Origin of the sequence: Mucilaginibacter sp. OK268, assembly GCF_900103125.1 — a bacterium.
GTDB lineage: Bacteria > Bacteroidota > Bacteroidia > Sphingobacteriales > Sphingobacteriaceae > Mucilaginibacter.
This window is the reverse complement of sequence record NZ_FNJV01000001.1, coordinates 1,257,368-1,278,471: the sequence shown is the minus strand read 5'-3', so window position 1 is coordinate 1,278,471 and position 21,104 is coordinate 1,257,368. Positions and strand designations below refer to the sequence as shown.

13 protein-coding genes are annotated in these 21,104 nt (G+C 43.2%); 4 read left to right on the top strand and 9 right to left on the bottom strand.

Going from position 1 to position 21,104, the window contains the following annotated elements:
• Positions 1–8: 8 nt before the first annotated feature.
• Both BLR84_RS05175 and BLR84_RS05170 read right to left on the bottom strand, forming a co-directional pair.
• Entirely contained in the window at positions 9–3,167 is a 3,159-nt protein-coding gene (locus BLR84_RS05175) for a SusC/RagA family TonB-linked outer membrane protein (protein WP_090465264.1), read from the bottom strand.
• 44 nt (positions 3,168–3,211) lie between these two features.
• A complete protein-coding gene (locus tag BLR84_RS05170) occupies positions 3,212–4,300 on the bottom strand; it encodes an ROK family protein (RefSeq protein ID WP_255366860.1) in 1,089 nt (362 codons plus the stop codon).
• A 477-nt stretch (positions 4,301–4,777) separates the two neighbouring features.
• On the opposite strand from BLR84_RS05170, the gene BLR84_RS05165 reads away from it, so the two are divergent.
• A complete protein-coding gene (locus tag BLR84_RS05165; RefSeq protein ID WP_090465260.1) occupies positions 4,778–5,137 on the top strand; it encodes a DUF1304 domain-containing protein in 360 nt (119 codons plus the stop codon).
• 476 nt (positions 5,138–5,613) lie between these two features.
• Here BLR84_RS05165 and BLR84_RS05160 read toward each other — a convergent pair whose 3' ends face one another.
• From BLR84_RS05160 to BLR84_RS05145, 4 genes are all read right to left on the bottom strand, one after another.
• Complete coding sequence (locus BLR84_RS05160) at positions 5,614–7,803, bottom strand: alpha-galactosidase (protein WP_218128207.1); 2,190 nt, start codon at positions 7,801–7,803, stop codon at positions 5,614–5,616.
• Positions 7,804–7,812: 9 nt separating this feature from the next.
• Positions 7,813–9,501, bottom strand: coding sequence for a DUF4091 domain-containing protein (locus BLR84_RS05155; protein WP_176851954.1), 1,689 nt, complete (start codon positions 9,499–9,501; stop codon positions 7,813–7,815).
• Positions 9,502–9,743: 242 nt separating this feature from the next.
• Positions 9,744–12,098 carry a family 20 glycosylhydrolase gene (locus BLR84_RS05150; protein ID WP_090465254.1) on the bottom strand — a complete coding sequence of 785 codons (2,355 nt, stop codon included), beginning with the start codon at positions 12,096–12,098 and terminating at the stop codon, positions 9,744–9,746.
• Between the two features lie 30 nt (positions 12,099–12,128).
• Positions 12,129–14,798 (bottom strand): GH116 family glycosyl hydrolase, encoded by a 2,670-nt coding sequence (locus tag BLR84_RS05145; RefSeq protein ID WP_143013831.1) that lies wholly within the window; start codon positions 14,796–14,798, stop codon positions 12,129–12,131.
• Between the two features lie 270 nt (positions 14,799–15,068).
• On the opposite strand from BLR84_RS05145, the gene mgtE reads away from it, so the two are divergent.
• Entirely contained in the window at positions 15,069–16,445 is a 1,377-nt protein-coding gene (gene mgtE, locus BLR84_RS05135) for a magnesium transporter (RefSeq protein ID WP_090465245.1), read from the top strand.
• Positions 16,446–16,513: 68 nt separating this feature from the next.
• On the opposite strand, the gene BLR84_RS05130 is transcribed toward mgtE, so the two are convergent.
• From BLR84_RS05130 to BLR84_RS05120, 3 genes are read right to left on the bottom strand one after another with little or no spacing between them, the layout of a single operon-like run.
• On the bottom strand, positions 16,514–17,479 hold the full coding sequence (locus BLR84_RS05130; RefSeq protein ID WP_176851953.1) for a sulfotransferase: 966 nt from the start codon (positions 17,477–17,479) through the stop codon (positions 16,514–16,516).
• Positions 17,480–17,485: 6 nt separating this feature from the next.
• Positions 17,486–18,178 carry an aspartyl/asparaginyl beta-hydroxylase domain-containing protein gene (locus BLR84_RS05125; RefSeq protein ID WP_090465240.1) on the bottom strand — a complete coding sequence of 231 codons (693 nt, stop codon included), beginning with the start codon at positions 18,176–18,178 and terminating at the stop codon, positions 17,486–17,488.
• Between the two features lie 50 nt (positions 18,179–18,228).
• Complete coding sequence (locus BLR84_RS05120) at positions 18,229–19,182, bottom strand: metallophosphoesterase (protein ID WP_090465238.1); 954 nt, start codon at positions 19,180–19,182, stop codon at positions 18,229–18,231.
• A 174-nt stretch (positions 19,183–19,356) separates the two neighbouring features.
• Between BLR84_RS05120 and BLR84_RS05115 the strand changes: the two genes are divergently transcribed.
• Together BLR84_RS05115 and BLR84_RS05110 are read left to right on the top strand one after the other, a co-directional pair.
• Entirely contained in the window at positions 19,357–19,902 is a 546-nt protein-coding gene (locus BLR84_RS05115) for a phage tail protein (RefSeq protein WP_090465235.1), read from the top strand.
• A 31-nt stretch (positions 19,903–19,933) separates the two neighbouring features.
• Positions 19,934–21,097 carry an ABC transporter substrate-binding protein gene (locus BLR84_RS05110; RefSeq protein WP_090465232.1) on the top strand — a complete coding sequence of 388 codons (1,164 nt, stop codon included), beginning with the start codon at positions 19,934–19,936 and terminating at the stop codon, positions 21,095–21,097.
• Positions 21,098–21,104 lie beyond the last annotated feature (7 nt).

Genomic DNA, 21,104 nt, shown 5'->3' with positions numbered 1-21,104 from the left:
TGAATATTTTATAAAGTAACATTCAGGTTAAAACCAATATTACGTGTTGCCGGCTGGTTAAAGGTATCAACGCCAGAAAGACTGTTACCGGTTGACATGGTAACCTCTGGATCATAAGGAGCTTTCTTGTGGAAGTACAATAAATTTCTGCCAGTTAGTGAAAGTCTTAGGCTTTTAAATACACTTCCGGTAAGCGGCAACGTATAACCTACAGAGGCTTCACGCAAACGTACCACTGTGGCGCTGTATATGTATTGGCTTGAGATACCATCGCGACCGCCGATAGTAGTATACCATAATTTAGGATCAACGCTGCTAACTGCTTTACCAGTTGGATCAACACCATTAATTTGTACACTACCTGCATTACGCGCATCACCTGTTACTTGTGAAACACCATATTTATCCATTACAGCTTGCGTTAATGACAATACTTGTCCGCCAAATTTGCCGTCAATCAGGAAGCTTACGGTGAATTTTTTGTAATTGAATGTGTTATTCCAGCCTAATTGGAATTTGGGATTAGGGTTACCGATATAATTAAACCCATCTTCTGTAATTGGTTTTCCATCGGCACCAACCATAATACGGCCCTGTGCATCATGTTTTAAAGTAACTCCATAAATATCACCGTATGAACCACCTTTAGCCAGTACAGATTCATAAGAGTTATTTGAGCTTGTTGTTAAAATAAACTGATCGATACCATCTTTTGAATCAACATCTATCACTTTATTATTAAAGGTAGATCCATTGAAAGCAGTATTCCAGGTGAAGGAACTGTTTTTAATTACATCATAAGCCACCATAAACTCAATACCCGAGTTTTGAACATTCCCGGCATTAACAAACCCTTGAGAGTAAGTGGTCACAAAAGAAGGTGTGATCCGGAAGAATTGGTTTCTTGTATTGGATTTGTAATAGGTAAAATTAACCGTTAAGGCATCATCAAAAAAGCGAGAATCAAAGCCCAACTCAAATGATTTTGTTCTTTCAGGCTTCAACTGCGGGAAAGGAGCCACAGAGTTTAAAACTACACCGCCAGGGATAATATGCGTTAACGGGTTAGTTACATACGATGGTACTGTATTACCAACTTCTGCATAGGTTCCCCTGATTTTAGCATAAGAAATAGCTTTAGGCAATTCAAACATCTGGTTTAAGATGAATGACAAACCTGCAGAAGGATAAAAATAGGAGCTGTTAGGTGTAAATGCCAGATTTGACGACCAATCGTTCCTGCCTGTCAGGGTTAAAAACGCCCAGTTTTTGTAAGACAAGTTAGCATTGGCAAATAATGATTGTATTTGGTTATGATTTGCCGGAAGCGAATTAACCGGAGGCGCGCCATCTGCCGAAACCAGATTTTCGGGCAAAAATACATTAGGTATTAAAAGTCCTGGATCATTGTAAGCATTCAGCGAATTTGGGCCTATAATGGTACCAGCTGTCTTTGAATCAGTTATACTTGCACCAAGAACACCATCAACTTTAAAATCAGATTTACCAGGCACTGTAAAAGTTAGTAACGCGTCACCATATTTTTGCTCGGTAGTTTGATTGGTTAACAGTAACTGACCATTTGCTTTGGCATAAACAGGATTGGTACCTGCATACAGATCCTGCTCATAAACGTCGTTAAAACGGTCCAGATTTCCCCTAACCTGCAGACTTAACCATTTACTAAAATCATATTTAACACTACCGTTTATCAGCACACGATTACGCTGAGCCGTGTTTGGATCGCGCTGGGTTGTCCACCATGGATTTTGTTGAATATCTTCGTTAAAAGGCCAATTCTGTGTCGGAGCACCGTTTCCAGTAATAGGCACTGGTGGTAATTCAAATTGATTTTTATATGGAAGGATATCGCGTCCGCGGGGGAATAGGTATAAGCCGGTTAAAGGATTTAAATACAAACCCAGACCCGGTGAGTTATTTATTTTCTGATCAACATAGGTGATATTTCCATCAACCGTTAATTTATCATTTAAAAAATGACCGGTTTCGCGAAAGTTAAGGTTGTTACGAACCAGCTTGTTACCAGGCTCAACACCTCTGGCAGTAGTATTGGCGTAAGAAAAATATGTTTGCGCAATTTCAGAACCACCGGAAAGATTTATAGAATTGGTAAAATTGGTACCAGTTTGGTAAAACTCTGAAAGATTATCATGCCCGCTGGATATTTTGGCGCCCCAACTGTCTGCACCACCGGGAGTTTGCCCATATGAATTTTGAAACTCAGGTTTATAGGCAATATGATCCGTTGTGGCTGATGAGGTAAAACTAATAGAGGTTTTACCGGCTTTACCTTTTTTGGTCGTGATCAGGATAACACCATTTTGCGCCTGGCTACCATATAATGCTGATGCGGAAGCACCTTTTAATATAGTAACACTTTCGATGTCATCGGGATTCAGGTTTGATATACCATCGCCACCATCCTGGTTGGTAGATGCTGCTGATGCCATGCCACCTTGCCCAACGCTGGTTCCGAATGTGTTATTGGGTTGTCCGTTTGAGTTGGAACCGTTGGAAATAGGTATACCATCAATTACGTATAAAGGCTGGTTATTACCAGCGGCCGATTTATTACCCCTTAAAATAACCTTAGCCGAACCACCCACGCCTGACGCGCTTGGCGAGATCGTAACACCCGAAATTTTACCATTCAGGGAGTTCATCAGGTTATCGCTTTTTACACGGGTAAGCTCACCGCCACCTATTTGCTGCGAAGCGTATGTAATTGATTTTTCGGATTTTTTAATACCTAAAGCGGTAACCACAACTTCGCCCAGTGTTTTAGAATCTTCTGAAAGCACAATATTAAGGGCTACTGCCGGCCCTGCTACGGTTACTTCTTTTTTTGCGTATCCTATGTAGCTAACAACCAATACCTCGCCGGCGCTGGCTTGTACAGTAAAGGCACCATTTGCATCGGTCTGTGTCCCCCGGCTGGTTCCTTTTACCTGTATATTAACGCCAATAAGCGGTTGGCCGCTGGCGTCTTTCACGTTTCCTTTAATGGCGTCAATCGCATTTAAGGTTTTCGTGGTATTGTTTTTTATAATGTGCAGATTATCTGCTACCCTAAAGCCGGCCATTGTGCGGGCGTTGACTCCAATAGCCAAACAGGGCATTATTAATGCGAGTAATGTTTTTTTCATGATTAAGCGGTTATAGTAATTTTGAAATTTTTGTTTGTGTTTTCTTAGCGTGTTTTATCCATAGGCTGTTGATTAAAGTGTGTAGTTAAAATATCATCGTCTAAATATTCCATGACCAGGGCTGCGGCCCCTAAAAGTTCGGCATCAAAACCCAATGATGAAATGAGCAGTTCTGTTTTTGCCGCCAATCGGGGAATACAATATTTATTTAATGCCTGTTGTATAGGAGCCAGCATTATTTTAGCGGCTTTTGTACCCCGACCGCTTAAAACTATAGCGCGCGGGTTCATAATATGTATCAGTATGGCCAGGGCCTTCCCTATTTTATAGCCCGCATCTGAAAGCAGATCTATCACATATTGATCACCAATATCTATTGCATCAAAAATGGCTTTCGCGATCACTTCCAATGGCTCATTAATAAATGACTTTAATGAGGATAGTTTGCCCTGATTGATGCCTTCTATTGCTCTTTTAGTTACAACCAGCATTGATGCTTCGGCTTCCAGGCAACCTTGTTTACCACAAAGGCATAGCGTACCGTCCTCAGATAAAGGGATATGACTAAATTCACCGGCAAAGCCATCACTTCCTCTAAAAATCTCACCGTTAACTATCATCCCCAGCCCTATACCCCAACCCAGGTTAATAACCATGGCCTGGTCCTTTGATCGTGCTGCGCCAAATTTTTGCTCGGCCAGTGCAATTAAACTCGAATCATTATCTATATATACCGGTAGTCCGGTAGCGCGTTGAATATATTCTGTTAGTTTTTCGCCGCCTGTATCCAGGTAGGAGTAATTCATGCCATCAGAAACACTAACAAAACCTGGCATACCAATTCCAATTCCAAGTATCCTGGCCTTATCTATCCCACTATTGACGATACAATGGTTAATATGATCTATCAGTTGCGGCAAAGCCTCTGGATTAGCATTTAGCGACAATGCTATCATTTCAACTTCCGTTATCGGCTCGTTATGCAGATCCATAATTAACATACGGGTCGAGAACTGATCCATCGCTATAGCCATGATGTACATAGCATCTGGTTTTACCGAATACATCAGGGGCCTTCTCCCCCCACTCGATGCAGCATAACCAATCTCGGCTACGAAGCCCTCTTTGATCAACTGGTTTATTATTTTATTTATTACAGGAATACTTTTGTTATAAATCGCGCTTAATTCACTATATAGTAGCGATTTTTTAAAATACAATTGCTTTAAGATATCACTCTTTAATTGGGCACTTTTAATTTGCTTATGCCTACCTTCCATAAATAATTGCTTATTATTCAAACATAATTAATTAATTCTGATTTTTTAAGCAAACTTTTTTATTTTTTTTAATAAGTATCCAAACAAATAGAATAATTTCCAAAATTGACTGATACAAATAATACTATCTAATAAAAATCACAACAATTATTAGCGGCAATTATAATACTCGCAATAATTAAGCTTATTTAGCAAAAAGGTAAGCTATATATTCATCTTATGTAGGAAGGTCTAACTAAATAGAGGCAAAGCTTTATTGCTATAACAGAAATCCAGACTTAATATATCATTCACATTTTACTACATTTATATCCTATAAATCATAAACCTATGGATCTTATTATCAAAGTACTTATTGGCCTGGTAGCCCTTATACACTGCTATATCTTATGGCTGGAAATGTTCGCCTGGACAACCCGTGGACCTAAAGCCTTTAACAAACCACTGGAGGAACTGGAAAAGAGTAAGGTTTTAGCTGCAAACCAGGGTTTATATAATGGTTTTTTAGCAGCCGGTTTGATCTGGACATTTTTTATCAGCGATGCTCAGTGGCATACCAATGTTGCCTTGTTTTTCCTGATCTGTGTAGCCGTAGCGGGAATTTACGGAGCGCTTACCGTAACCAAAAAGATATTCTTTATTCAGGCGGTACCGGCGTTGCTGGCTATCATTCTTATCTTGATCAGGTAAGAAAAAACTTTTTAAACCTTAAATTTTAACACTTTTTTAGTCAAAACAGGGGCAAAAAGGCTTGTTTTTTATCCATTTAACACTTTTTTAACGCCATTTTAACACTTTTTAACAAATTTTTGGTGGGTTTTGAAAGGTTTAAAAAGTATTAATTTATTGAATATCAATTAACTAAGTGAAAAACGGTCGGTTTTTGGTCTTATTTTCCCTTTAACCAAACAGCCCGGGTCTCTAAAAAAAGAGATCCGGGCTGGTGTTGATATAAATATACGAAAAATCAGGGAGATTCGAAAATTTCTATACCATGTCTTTGCGAGGTACGAAGCAATCTCATCACGTTCTAATCAATAGGAATAGCTACGAGATTGCCACGCTACGCGCAATGACATACTTTTTATATTTTGTCTTTGCTCCTTACTCTTTTCGTCCTTGCTCCTTGCTTCCCAAATCCATACTCCAAAAATCTCCCCAAACCCTTACTTGATCTGTACCCAGGTGTAACTTTCGGGTTTCAGGGTAAAAGTGCAGGTTATTTTATAGTCACGGCTTAGCGTGTATTTTTTCGCGGGGCCTTCCTGTTCCTGAACCGTAGCCGTGCTGGTCAGCCCGGTATAGTACAACGGGATGCTGACAGTACGGGTGATGGTTTGCTTGAGCGGGTTATACAGCATCAGCATGCCTTTGGTTTGTAGGTTGGGGTTTACATGCAAGATCCCGTCCCAATCGCGGCCATCGGCCCGGCGCAGGTGAATGATCTGCGAGTTGAGTATATCGCGGTATTTTTTGTACCAATTGATCACTTTGATAACGGTTTGCTTAGTGACCTCCGTATCATATAACCGCGGACCACGATAGCAGGCTTGTACCCCTGCCCCGTAATACTGGGCCATCAATTGTTCGTAATCTTTCAGATGGTCTTTCAAAGGTTCCAGCACCGCTTCCGGACCGCCGCCCTGGTATTTGGTTAGCGGCACAAATCCCCAGCTCATGGAGGCCGTTTTTTCCCAGGTACCGTCAAAAATATTCTGACGGTTCAGGATCATCTGCTCTTCGCGCGAGAGCGAGAAATTCACTTCGCGATAACCTATCGCTATTTTATTGGTACCATCTAAAAAATACCAATCGGGGGCGTTGATATATACGCCTTTTTCATGCAGGGAATGATACAGATCCTTTTGGATCTCCATTTGCCGCCATTGCGAATCGTCCAGGCCTTTATGCCCTGGATGCGTTGTCGATGCGCATACGTCGCCGGGATACGGGCCATCATTTTCCCAGATATCGAAATCTGTTTGCGCGTAAAAGGTTTTTATTTTATCGCGATAGGCCAGTCCCCATTTACTGCCGAAGCATGGCGCGTTGCCAAAGAAAGCCCCGCCGGGTTTGCCTGTTTTAGGGTTGATCACATCATCCTCATCACTTATTCGGCGCGAACTAAACAGGGAATATCCCCCTATAAAGATCCCCTTGCTATGCGCATAAGCAGCCAGTTGTTTCCATCTTTTGATGTTAACGGCAGAGGTATCCTCCATATTGCAATGGCTACCGAAACTCAATATCAGGGCCTCATAGCCTGTTGCCGCGCATTGATCTATCGCTGTGTGTACCTCTTCATCATTGCGGCTCACCAGGTGCATAAATATGGGGTTGGCGGTTGTCCAGGGCGCTATGGTGTTGTACATGGTACGGATAGCCAGTCCCCTGCGTTCCCGGTCGTAACTGTCCATCAGTAACTCGTTTGTGCGTACGGAGTTTAAAGTTTCTCCTTTTTGCAGATCAATACCGGGCGCCTTATCCGGGTAGACCTCCAGCAGGCATGGGGTCTGATAATCATAATTTACCTGCGAGGTATAGGTTGAATCAGCTTTCCAGTGCGTGGTTTGGTCGCTCAGATCATACCGCATGGCATTGTTAAAGGCATAATTTGTCTCCAAATATATGCCCTGCGGTTTGGCCATATTGGCGGGTGTACCAACCACGGCGCTTTGCTCCTCTACCATACCCAACACCTCGCTAACCACCCTATTGATCTTAAATGACTGATCGCGCTTGTTATTGATCCGGAGTGATTTAACAATCAGCGGTAAGCCATCATACAGTTCATAGGTAACCGTAACCTCCAATCCTGCTAGCTCAGGCGCGGCGGGAAGGTAGAGGAAATCGATCTGCTGGCCAGCGGGTTGATGATGATTGCTTGCCCAGAATTTACTTTTCCAGTTAAGACTGGGTACCAGCGCTTTGATCTCAAAACGTTTTAGCTGGAAATCGTTTTTACCGGCACTGAAATTATCGATCCATTCGGGCAAAAGGTAGGCGTTCTCTTTTTGCCCTATCAATCCACCTACATTATAACTTTTACCGTTAATGGTTAAACGGGCCTCGGGCTTAACCGAGCGTAACAACTGTTGTCCGTTAACCAGGTTCGTATAATTTGTACAAACCAAATTGGGACTCAACCTAAAAGTTCTTTTAACCAAGCCATTATTCAGCGTGATCTCTTTACCAGAGGGAGCAGCTTTGATCACCGCTTTATAAGCGGTTGGGTTAAGCAGCCAGTCGGCCTGCGGTTTAGTTTGAGCGTTAATCGGGGAACATAGTCCTATCAGCATAAAAAAACAGATCATGGCTGCGAACGCATGTTTCAGATTACAGGAAAATATCGTCATGGTAATTGTTTATTTGGAGATAAGTTCAGTTGAATTTACAGATAAAGCTTTCAATAATTGGGCCTTTGCCAGCCGGTATTTTTGTACCGATGTATTGTAATCATTGTAACTATTGAAAATCTGCCCGATAATACCGGCTGCTGCTGTATTATCCTTGCTTTGCAGCATTTTCAATAGTTCATAATCCTCAATACCGATCCGTTGCGATTCAAAACGCTGGGACGACAGCGGCCCATCCGCACCGGGATAAATAATATGGGTGTCGCCCGGCGGGAGCTCGTTATTGAGTGCCGCGCCCGGTGCAAAATGATGTACCACGCTTTGTTGTAAAGGATCGGGAACATGGTATTGGTTTAAGCCCCAGTGCAGAAAGCCTAATGTATTGTATTTGGCAGCGGCCCAGCCAAAGTATACCTGTCGCAGTCTTTCCTCATCAAGCGTGCGGTTGAGCCATTTACCGCCGGGAGTTAGGCAGGTATAAACCAATACGTTTTCGTTATGCTTTTTCCGTTCATCAAAAAAAGCCTGGTTTTCCTGGTAATCGTCAATGGTGGGGCACCATAGATCGACACTGCCGGCCAGGCTATCCCTATCATTTGTGGCCTCAATAATTTTTATAGCCGGGTATATGGACCGTACTTGTGCCACTATCTCGCGGTAGCATTTGGCCTGTACTTGTTTAGGTTCGTCTGATACATGCTGCAGCCAGCTGTGTTCCAGGTTATTTTTAACGCAAAAGTTTTTGATCAAATGCACCATGGTGTCAACATCCAGCTTAGCTTCCGGTGTATGGTAGTGCCTTTTGGTCAGGAAAACTTTCAATTCCGGATCGTTCCAATCGTCATTATCGCCACGGTACATCAAGTGGGGCGATTCAAAGTATTTAAAACCATATTTCCGGAAAACGGCTATGAAATCTAACAGTCGTTTTTCGTCCAGGGCGATGTGGTTATCGTGATAGCTCAATAATTCTTCGGGGATATTGATACAGTTCTGGCGACCATGTGCCATGAGTCGCGCGTATTTATCGAGCATGGTAAACCAATCTTTTGTCCAACGCTCCACGTGCTGTCGTTTTTCCATCTGCACTATATTGAACCAATTGGTATAGAAAAAATGCTGATCGGCCACAGATGGCAGCTTTACAGGATAAACTTTTATGGTAAAAACGGCCTTACGCTGCCAGCTCTTGCCCTTAACCAGGATATGGCAGGAATAATCGCCGGCTTTGGAGATCAACGATTGGTCGATGGTCAGACTTAAGGCCGTAAACCTGTTACTTGTTACTAATTGGGGTTGTTTGAGCGGCTGTATGGCCTCATAAATGCGAAAAGGCGCGCGACGGATAACATATGGATTGATTTGATGATTATAGATCTCGGTCCTGCCGGTTAAACCTGTATTCCGTTCCACAGGGACATCGAGTAATTGACTCCATGATGAAAGCGGCACACGGTGCTTATTGATATCGGCGGATATAGATATAGTAGTTCCCGGGGCTGCTTCTATCAACACATGAACATCGGCATTGGTATTTAAGGAAAACTCTTGCCGGTAGTTATTGGTATATTGTTCTATATGATTGGTATCGGGATATATAGGCTCTAAAGGGTCTACTAATTTAATACTCTGGGCCTGGAGGCTTGTTAATCCTCCCAATATTATCACGGATAAAATGGTGGCAATTTTTTTGATCATCAGGGAAATCGCTTTTAAATCATGTGGTCGATAGGAGGCACCTAACGGAGCCTTTATAAAAATATTTTCTGCTATAAACATGTTACTCCTCCGGAGTTTAACAGCCCGCCCAAACACAACTCCGGAGGAGTAACATGTTTGTAGATAAAATACAAAAAAGTATCGGCTCCGTAGGTGCCGCCTATTTAAAAGCGATTTGCCTGTGTTGATCATGTGTTCTTTTACTTTTTTAAAGTTTAGGGCTATTTGTCGTTCGCTATTTCCTGGTCGGATAATGCCCTGTTCCAGATCTGCAGCTCATCTATTTTACCATGGAAGCCGCCCATCTCCCGCAGTGGAAAAAACAGGGTTTCTACCTTACGCACCTTTGTTTTTTCTTTATCGCTGAACTGGATCCAATCGTCGTACAGTTTCTTTTGTAAAGCACCATTGATGTACAGGCTTGTACCTTTGTTAGTACCAGAGATCACCACGTGTGTCCAAACGTTTTCTGGAACGGCGTAGTCAAAATCGAAGTTGTAACCATCTCTGGAGAAGCCCAGTTTGCCGGTGTTTCCCTGTTTTAATTTCACTACCGAATTGGGGCCCTTGAACAGCACCACATCCTCTGTAGGGTTATCAGCAGGATTGATCCAAAAGGAAACAGTATAGTTATAACCGATCTCGGGATAAGGTAATGTGGCTAAACTATTTTCGCCTGAAAACGCGAGGGCCTGTCCTTTTATGCCTTTGGTATAGATAGTCCCCTGAAGCTTAACCCGGCGGTCGCTTTTATCAAAAGTAAAACGGGTAATCGTAGTTGTATCTGCACTTATCCTGCCCCTGATATTTACAGCCGGACCTTCGTCAACCTGTTTACTCGCTACAGCAAAATCGGGATAAGCACTTTCAGTATGATTTCCACCCCACATTTTTTGTGATAAAACCTGCATGGCCGGAAATACGCGGTCGTTCACATCTTTTTCGCTGATGCCATTGCCTACGATATCGTTCCAGGCGGCAAAAGAACCACCGATAATGGTCGGGTCGCCGGCCGGGAAGCGCACATCGCCAATCATGGATGGTGTCCAGTTTTCGTAAATATTTTTATAATCCAGGTAATCATAATAATAACCGGCGGCGGGCACAATATATAACCAGCCATCGGGTGTGCTGATCTGGTTGTAGCCCACCTTCTTCATGTCGACGGGATTGGCGTAACCGTTATACCAGGTATTCATGGTGACGTTTTTAACGGTCACCGGTGTGGTACCCGCCGCATGGGTCAGAGCTCCCCAAACCCGTACATCTTTACCAAAGCCTTGTACATATTTGATAAAATGATCGGTAAAAGCACGGAAAGCTTCCGCATCTTTCTTGGCGTATTCGTCGGTGCCGATATGCACCTCCTTACCTGTAAATACGGGATGATCTCCCCCCAGATACTCCTTCAGTATATTTTCGATGATGGTATAGGTAAGCGGGTTATGCAGATCGAGGTGATCCATGCCATATTGTTTACTCCCAATTTCGGGAACCACCTTGGTAAAGGCGAGAGCATGCGCGGGCACATCAATTTCGGGGATGATGCGGACGGCATAGTCGTTGCCTAATTGCTGTAGGTCGATAAACTCTTTTTTAGTGTACGAACCATCCTTAGCGGTCAGACTGGGATAGGTGGCATTTTCTAACCGGAAGGCCGAATAGGTGCTGTCCCAACTATTATTAAAATATTTTTTGAAGCCATTATCATTCAAATGGATCTGAAAATCGTTCATTTTATAGTAGGACATCAGCTTCACATAGTCCCTCAAAAATTGGAGGCTAAAAAACTTACGACCGTCATCCAACACAAAACCCCGCACTTTAAATTCGGGATAATCGCGGGCTATACCTTTGGGGATGTGTGTTTGATGCTCCAGCAGCTGCAATAAGGTACGTGTGCCCCAAAACAAACCCTGGTATTGAAGCGCGCTGATAGTGATGTATTGATTAACCTTAAAATAATAACCCTCTTCGCCAATGCTTTTGTCTTGTTCCTTAAGGGTCAAGAAAATATCTCCCTTTTCGGGCCTTCCGGTTACGATGGCTAAATTAAACCCGGTTTGTTGTTTGATCTCTTTTTTTAAAATAGCGGCTACTTTTTGCAGGGTAGTTCTATTGGCTGTATTGACTACTATACGGTCGGAGGATGTTAAGGCATAATTACCCTGACCGCCATGCCATTCGCGCAGGGCCGGAATGATAAAAGGCTGTGGATTGATACCCTGATTGGCAAATTTCCCGGGAACGGTTACTTGTTTAGAAACATCGTATTTAAGCGTATCTGTTTGATTGCTGATCAGTTGAAAATACAGGTTCACCTTGCTCTCCACCAAAGGGGTAATAATTGCCCCCGTGCTATCAATGATGGGTGAGCGATCGCTGCCTTTAAACAACAGATGATACCCTCCCGGGCTTTGCGGAACAACGATCTTTTTATCGCCCGGCTGTATGGCGCGAATCTCCGGTACCGGCGGAACCGTTTTATTGTTGGTTTGAGCAAAGCCCACCTCAGAAATGAGCAGGATTGCTGGTAAAAGAGCCTTGGGAAGATGTGATAGTTTTAGTACAGACATGCTATTGTTTAATGTTTCTGTTGATGGTGATCAGGAAAAAATGATATTTAAAGTTTGATCTGTGAGGATGGTTATCGTTTTATCGAAGGATAAGAACAAGTTGATACCATCCCGTTTAAAAGCGAAAGGGATATTGGCATTACCCAGCTTTACCGCTACGGAATTTATTTGGCTTCCGGCTATTTGTTCAAAAGCGATGTCATTAAGCTTCAATTCACCATATTTCAATTCCAGGCTGTGGCTTTGTTTTGTTCCTGCTTGTTTTTGGCTGTAGGTACCCCATCCTTCGGCAGCGGTGAAAGGCGCTTTAAAATGAGTGCTGTTCCATTTTGGGGCGAATTTGATATAAGCCTTCGGGCCGTGGCAGGCAAAGCCACAGGCACTGATAAACGTGCCGTAACTGGCCATGGCACGGGCGTAATGGTCGCTGCATTCTATTTCGTTAAAAGGGTTTCTTTTGGCGGCATGGTAACGATCATGGATAACCCGGGTAAGTATCAGGCTTTCGTCCACCATACCTTCAGCCATCAGGTGGGCGGCTACCTGGTGTTCAAAACCGCTCATACATTCATGGAAATAGCCCAATTGCCAGGTGGTATTTTCGCCGTAAGGGTTGGGTTCATTATGCGGATTGGTATTCATGATCATCCCGCCTTCGCCTGGTAAGGCATAAGGCCTGCCTCCAATATGAGTTTTGATATAGGGCCCCACATCCATGGTAAAATTGTATTTCCATAAAGCCTTCAATGCCGATATCGATTTCTCCTTACTGATGATGCGTGGCAAGCCAACCTGGAAGGCCCAGCTTTGCCCGTAAACCTGGTCGATATGACAGGTATTGTAGGAGCCCAGTTCTTTACGCCCCTTTATCGCGTCTGCGCGGTGGATAAAATATTCGCCGTTGAACAATTCCTGCTCCATGTTTTTGCTGCCATCATTTACATATTTCTCACAAACGTTTGCAAAGGGATGGTCGTTCATCTCAACAGCCATGGCATGGGCTGCACTGGCGGCGGCTATACACAGGCCAACTATCCAGGCAATTTCACCTTCCCACACCGCATCCAGTGTATTTTCCATAGGACTATCAGTCATGCCATCGCCATTCTTATCCTGGGCCAGCATAAACTGCACTACCTTTTTTATTTTAGACCAGTTGCTTTGCAGAAAGGTATTATCGGCGCTCATCTGATGTTCCCGGTAAAAGCGTAATATGGTTCCGGCCTGCCCGTCAATAGCCGGGTGAGTTTCATCTTCGCCCCGGAAAAGAATAGCCCCGGTATCTTCTTTAAAACCAACCCCAAGGTCAACCCGCTGCCGGAGGTCTCTTTCCAGTTCCGGAAATATACGGGCAACCGAATGCGCGTATTGCCATACGTGTGTACAGGTACCCGGGCAGGCTCCCACCCCTTCCCAGCTCCAAAAGCGGCCATCTGCAAAACGATAGGTATTGGCCGTTGCCAGCGTACCTATATTGACAAAGGTGCGCTCCAGGAACCAATGCGGCAATGTGGAGTTGTTCCAGGTGGTACTCCACAGTTCCGTTGCAGTACTTAATTTTTCAAAGTTGGTATCCAGGTACCGGCTTACCTCCTGCGCATCTTTAAAACGTGCACCGTAGTGAAAACCGGCCTCCGCATCTTTTACTAAATTTTTCAGTTTCGGGTGCGGATTATTAAAATGCCAGCAGATGGAATAATCGGCAGTGAGTGATTTGCCGGGTGCAAGATCCTGTTGGAAGGAAATACCACCCACGAGTTTTTCAGGCGCATCTGCGCTTGCTGATGAGGTAGCAGGCAGATCAAAGTGCTGGCCGGTAACCGGCCAGGGTGATATGCTGGCTATGGCTTTACCGTTACTATTGTGCAAGGTAAAAGACATGGTACCGCTATCCGGCACTTTTCTCAATTCTTCATTAGTTGTATCAAATGACGAAAACACGCTGGTTGATTTAGCCGCGGTCGACACTTGATTAACACGCTTACCTGTGCCTTCCTTTCCGGAAAGTTTATTGGCCCCGTTCTCCATCCAGCCCAGTAACGAAACCTGGATATGGCTATTGGTGGTATTGTTTACGGTAAGCCTTAAAATAGTAGCCGGCAAGGCCGAGTTTTCGGCATCGAGGGGAATAAATGGCGAGTATATTTTTAAACTCACAGCTACCGGGAAATCCTTACTCTTGTACTCTACCGTGGCTAAGGGGTATGCCGGTTTAAAGATGATCTCTTCCCACTGATCTTCGTTCAGTTCTTTAATAAACGTTTTCCCATCAACAATTACTTTTATGGCGAAGCCTTGCTCCAATACCCGCAGATTATCAGCTATAGCAGGCTCTATATAGGCCGAACCGTCCCTTGCCCGTATGGTTCGTTCTGACGTGCCGTCGTTCCATTTTACGGCTTTGGGTTCAATACCTTCATGACTGCCCTCAAAGGTTTCGTTGTAAATTTGCCATAGCCAAAGCCTGCCATCGCCACCGGCATAAACCGTTCCAGCATGCAGGCCACCAACGGGCATGCCTATATATTTAAGTTCGTTTTTGCTTTTATAATATGCCGTTATTTCGCCACGATTGTACAACGATTTTACCCATGCAGGGTCAATATTTTTCTGTACCGGTATATTATGCAACGGATAGTCTTGTTTAAATAGACCCTTGCTCCATGCCGGGAACTGTACAGCAGCTAAGCCAGCTGTCAACAAGCCTGTTTTTTAATAAAATCTCTGCGGTGGATGGGTTTCTTCTGCATGTTTCAATAGGTTTTCCAGGATTTAATCGCTTGGATTTAAACCCAGATTTGGCAGTTTCTAATATCAATATTATCAACAGGATATATGGTTATTAAACAAACGTTTGCGTGATAATAAAATCAGGGAGCAATAAGTCAGGATATTTAAATCTCAATAAAATGATTTGTGTTGGGTATTAAAGTATAACTGAATATATTCGTTTAGCTATAACCCATGTCTATGAATTTAACAGAAATCAAGGATAAAATCATCAGTGGCGATCTAAAGTCGTTGTTTTATAAAGGAACAAATACCGAGATCCACCCTACGGATGTTGCTAAAATATTAAACTCCCTCCCTGCCGATACCGCGTTTAGTTCTTTCGAAGCCTTCGCCGATAAGAAAAAAGTAACCTTATTTCCTTATATCACCCATTTCTTACAGCGAAAGATCATTCAGCGTTTACCACCAGTAGAATCGGCCAGGATCCTGAACCAGTTGAACTCTACCGACCGCTACAGCTTTTTTATTTCGTTAAATACGCTGGAACGGTCAAACTACCTGGAGTACCTGGATGATGAGCATAAAAAAGAAACACAGGATACGCTGGGCTATCCCCGGCAAAGTATCGCGCGCCTGGTTAACAATGATTTTGCCACCGTAAAAGCTGATATGACCATTGCCGAAGCCAATGAGTATTTACGAAAAAACCATGCGGATACTGATATTGCCAACGTGATCTATGTAGTGGACGACCAGGGTAAATTATTGGATGATATCCCCGTGAGGCGCCTGGTATTGAATGAGCCCAACAAACTGATCCGCGATATTATGGACGGGGTTTGTTTACAGCTGCGTATGGAAGAAAGTACGGAGGAAGCAATTGCTAAATTTAAAGAGTATGACCGTACAGCGCTGCCTGTGGTTAATAATGATGATCTGTTATTAGGCCTGGTGAGTATTGATGATGTGCTGGATGTAGAAGAACAGCGGGATACGCGCGAAATGCAGCGTTTTGGTGGTCTGGAATCTTTGGAATATCCCTATGTGCATACCCCCATCTTCTCGCTGATCAGGAAAAGGGCGGGGTGGCTCATCATCTTGTTTTTAAGCGAGATGCTAACGGCAACCGCCATGGGTTATTTTGAGGTTGAAATTGCCAAGGCGGTGGTACTGGCCCTGTTTGTTCCTTTGGTTATTTCTAGTGGTGGCAACAGCGGCTCACAGGCGGCGACGCTCATCATCAGGGCTATGGCGGTAAAAGAACTATCGGTAAAAGATTGGTGGTATGTGATGCGCCGGGAAATATTATCGGGCTTATGCCTGGGTACTATCTTAGGAACCATCGGCTTTTTGCGCATTACCCTCTGGCAATATTTACACTGGTATAATTACGGACAACATTGGCAGCTCATGGCTATCACCATATTTTTCTCCCTCATCGGGATCGTATTATGGGGAACTTTAAGCGGTTCCATGATACCGATGGTATTAAAAAGATTAAAATTGGATCCTGCGACATCTTCAGCCCCATTTGTAGCCACTTTGGTGGATGTAACCGGGTTGGTTATTTATTTTAGTATAGCCGCCATTATGCTAAAAGGGACTTTGTTATAATAAACTATTAGCCATTACCTTTTGATTGATATCAAAATACTCGTAAGTCATCTGTTCCATAAAATAAATCAAACCAAAATAGCCTTTCTTCTTTCTTCCAGTTCTTTATAAAGCTCCATGGCTTTGCGAAGACATAGTGGTGTGGCTGCCGGGCTTATTTCAGAAAACGTTTCTCCTGGTTTTTTGGAATGATAACGGCTTCTTTCATCCATATCCACCAGATCCTGCCGACTAAGAGTTATATGGGCAAAATCGGCTATCTTTTTAATCATGGGAATAGCCCTTTCGCTATAATTAAGAAGCAGAAAGTGATTGTCAGTTGTTATGATCTTAAGATATTGCTGCAAATATTTTTCAAGCAACTTTGCAATGTAAATATCCAGGGCTTGCGGTACTTCTTCCTCAGCAGCAAATCCCAATACTTCGGGTTCGATCAGGCCCGGTACCGACTGCAAACCCGGGATCCTTTTGAGCGAGCTAAACACTTCATTCGGATCACGGTACATCAAAATAAAAGGTGCAGTTGGGTAAAGCGGCCGTAACTGCTCATAAAAAAACATGTGCCAGCTGTCGGCTTTAATTATTAAATGCTGCTCGCGGCCCGTCCTCTTTTGGCCATAATACTTAACAGCGGTCATCAATAAGCTGGAAGCATCTTTTGGACTAAAACCGGTATGTTGGTATGGCAACCGAAGCAAGTCATCAAAAAATGGGACTTCCGGGAGTACGATGTGCTGATCTGATGTGGCCAGCAATTGCGAAACAAGCGTGGAGCCACAGCGTGAAATATGAAAAATGAAAGCTGTTGGTTCGACAGAATTTAAACCACCTACCCATTCCTCCAACATGGAGAGATCACTTACCGACGATATAGCGGAATGAGCGCTGTTGAGCCCTCTAAGCTTCAAAATGGTTTCATCAAAAAAAGGTTCGGTAAATGTTTTATTAAAAGCATTTAACCAGCGGCAGTATATTTGGCCCTGCAGGTTTACCAATTTATATGGGATCCAGTTTTTAAGAGGAAATTTGTCCATATTCATCTAAATAGCAGTAGCGCTCAACTGTTGCTCTAGTTCAGCAGCTAATTTATGGGAGGCGGTTGTATTTTGCAGCCGTAATTCTTTGATCATCATTAACAGGTCACTCCCTGTATTTTCTTTTTTAAATGATATCGTATCCGATTGATTGATGATCCGGGTGAGCCAGTCATTTACTTTGCAATCAATAATCAGATGGACCCTGTCTGTAGTGCCTTCGTTTGATACTCTGTGTGGTAAATTGGCATTGACATACCAGGATTCGCCCTCCTGCAAAGGAATACGTTCATTTTCAATATAAAACAATACCTGCTGGTTGGTAATAACCGGAAAATGCAGCCGGGCCTCCCCTTTTTCAAAAGCCAGCTCATTATCACGGTGCTGTTTAATGATCGCGCCTGCCTGCAGTTTTAAAAAACGCACAGACATCACCGGACAATCCAGGCCCGCTAGGAGCTGTTTTACCGAAGGAAAACGGGGCATCAATGAAGTATCCTGATAATTGGCATCGACCATCAGATCAGGGATAATATTTTTACGACCTCCTCCTGGCGACCGCAGGGCCAGTACGGTCCAGGATCCCTCGTAATAAAAAGTATTGAAATGCTCCTGCCATTCGCCACCAAGAGCCAATAGCTCGGTTTGCATCGTTTTTGCATCAAATGGTAAGGGTAACCTCGCGTAACGGATAATCATATTATTTAAGCGGAAAGTTCTGTTGAGGAGTACGTCCTATGTTTTGTTTATTACACATTTTTAGGCAAATTTTCTTTTAAACGAATTGCTGCAAAAGAATCTGCAAAAGTTTGTTTTGCTGGAGGGGCTGCTATCAGGTATCGTGCTTTTAAACCACATTTTTGTTTCCCGTTTTCAAAAGCAAATTCAGTTTTGCCTATCATCAGCCCATCCCAGGCGGCCTGAGTCAAAACAACCTCATGTTTCCGTTTATTGAGTAATATAATAGGCTCCCCGGTAAGTTTGCGGTTATGCCCCCCAATGATCATATCAATATGTTCAGATTGCCGGGCCAGCTTTTTATTATCGGGTGTATCGCCTGTTTGTTTGTAGCCCAGGTGCGACAGGCAGATCACCATATCGCATTTTTCTTTTTCTTTCAATAAAGCAGCCATTTGGTTGGCACTTTGTATAGCATCATGATACAAAACACCCTGAACCTGGCACCCAACACCTGTAATACCTACTTTAAATTTACCACTATATATAATAAGGTATGGTTTTACCCATTTACTTAAATTATCATCAAACCGGTAATTACAATTTACCAGTTTAAAATTCATCAGCGGGGCGAGTGCCGCCAAATGTGCCTGCCCATTTGCCAGCTCATGATCACCCACGGTAACAGCATGGTACCCCATCTGGTTCATGGCATGTATCACACTTTGTTGCTGGGCTAAACTTGGGGTGCTATCTAAAAAACCACCGGCATCCAGCAGTAATCCGCTGGTCTCCTGTTTCAGGAGTATGCTTTTTATATGATTAATACCTCCCGTATTATTATAAACGGCATTTATTTTTCCATGCAGATCATTCGTATGATAAATGGTAACAGCATGCTGCGCTAAATGTAATGTATAAATACGCTTACTAATCGAGGCCATGGAGGTCAGCGGCCGATTTAAAGCTGCAATTCCGGCCATCAATGACATCTGATTAAGAAATAATCGTCGCTGTTTGTTCATAAAAATTACGATTTAGGTTGTATAAATTACGTTAATGGAAAAACTTTTAACTTGCTCTTTATAAAAGGCTAAGTGATTGATTTTGTGGACATTTTGTACTAAAATTAATATTTTTTTTGGTCTTAATTTCCAAAATTATTCTTAATATTGTTTAAACCTAAAATACTTACACTTATGGAAGCCGACTTAGCCATGATTTTTTTATTCGCGGGCAATTTTGCGCCCCGCGGTTTTGCATCCTGTGAAGGGCAACTGATGTCAATTGCACAAAACACCGCTGTATTTTCTCTTTTGGGAACCACCTACGGAGGCAATGGCACTACCACTTTCGCGTTACCTGATCTGCGTGGCCGTACGGCTATCGGGCAGGGACAAGGGCCCGGTTTATCACCTTATGTAGAAGGACAAATCGGTGGCTCAGAAACCATTACTCTGTTAAGTAACAATTTGCCTGCTCACTCACATACACTTAATGTGAATAATGCTGCCGGCACTACAGGTACCCCCAGCAATACCACCTATCTGGCTAAAGGTCCAACAACGGGTTCAGGGCCAAATGCTACTACCGAAAAGATATACACCACTAACGCACCTAATACACCATTAGGGCCCCTTAGTATATCCGGAGGTGGCGGCAATCAGCCATTTCCCATCATGCAGCCCTATCTCGCACTATATTATATTATAACCTTACAAGGCATTTTCCCAAGTAGAAATTAAAATTAACTACACCGTTTTTTAAGTATTTTTTATGATACGGCCGCTGAAGATTGGCTTCCTAACCCCCTATTCTGGTGTTTATCCATTTTATGGTCAACATTTAATGGCCGGGATCTTATTGGGTTTATTTAAAGATCCGCTGCGACAGCATGATGTTCAGTTTGTACCCGCTTATACCAAAATGGGCGATGCTAAAAGCTCGATCGAGGCTGTAAACAGAATGGTGTTTTTTGACCAGGTAGATATGATATCCGGCCTCGTGAGCTATAAAGCCATACCGGATCTGATACCGGTGCTGGAAAACTTTAATAAACTCGCCTTCTTTTTTGATATGGGCGAGTATATCCCCTATTTCAATCATTTAAGCCCGAATATATTTTATTCATCGCAACAGATCTGGCAATCGCAATTTGCCTTAGGGCATTGGGCCCATAAGGAGTTTGGCGATACCGGGATGATGGTGATGCCAGTATATGAAGCGGGCTACCATTTAAACAGCGCATTTCATAAAGGGGCCAACACGGCCGGTTCCACACGGATGGGCCTACATGTTATTCCACGTGATCCAGCTGATATCAAACGGTTAAACCTCGATTCGTTTTTTACCGAAATAAAAAAGAACACCCCTGCTTATGTCCACGCGATTTTCGCGGGCAAAATGGGCAATGATTTTTTAAACCAGTGGAAACAATCTGAATTTTCCAAAAACATCCCCCTTACCGTGGTTGAAAACATGGCATATGACGATATCCTGGAAGATACGGCCAACCTTGATCTTGAAATGTATGCCGCAACCTCCTGGAGCCGCACGTTTGAAAACGCCCGTAATAAGGAGTTTGTAAGCAAGTTTGAAACAACCGGCGGCCAAATGGCCAATATTTATGGCCTGCTCGGCTATGAAGCCGGGCTGGCATTAAATGCCGTTAAACCACAGTTGGAAAAACGGGATTGGGATACTGTTAAATCACTGCTTCGCAAGGAATCGATAGTTGGCCCAAGGGGCGAGCGGAATTTTTATCCATTGTCGGGTTTTTCTTTACCGGTAGTTGATATCCTTCGTGTTAAAACATCATTGAAAAAAATTTATAAAACAGTAGTAAGCCAGGGAAATGGGTTAAAATTCGATTCGCCGGATTTTAAAGAGATTCATGACGAAAGTATAAGCGGCTGGCAAAACCCTTATTTGTGTATCTAACATCAAG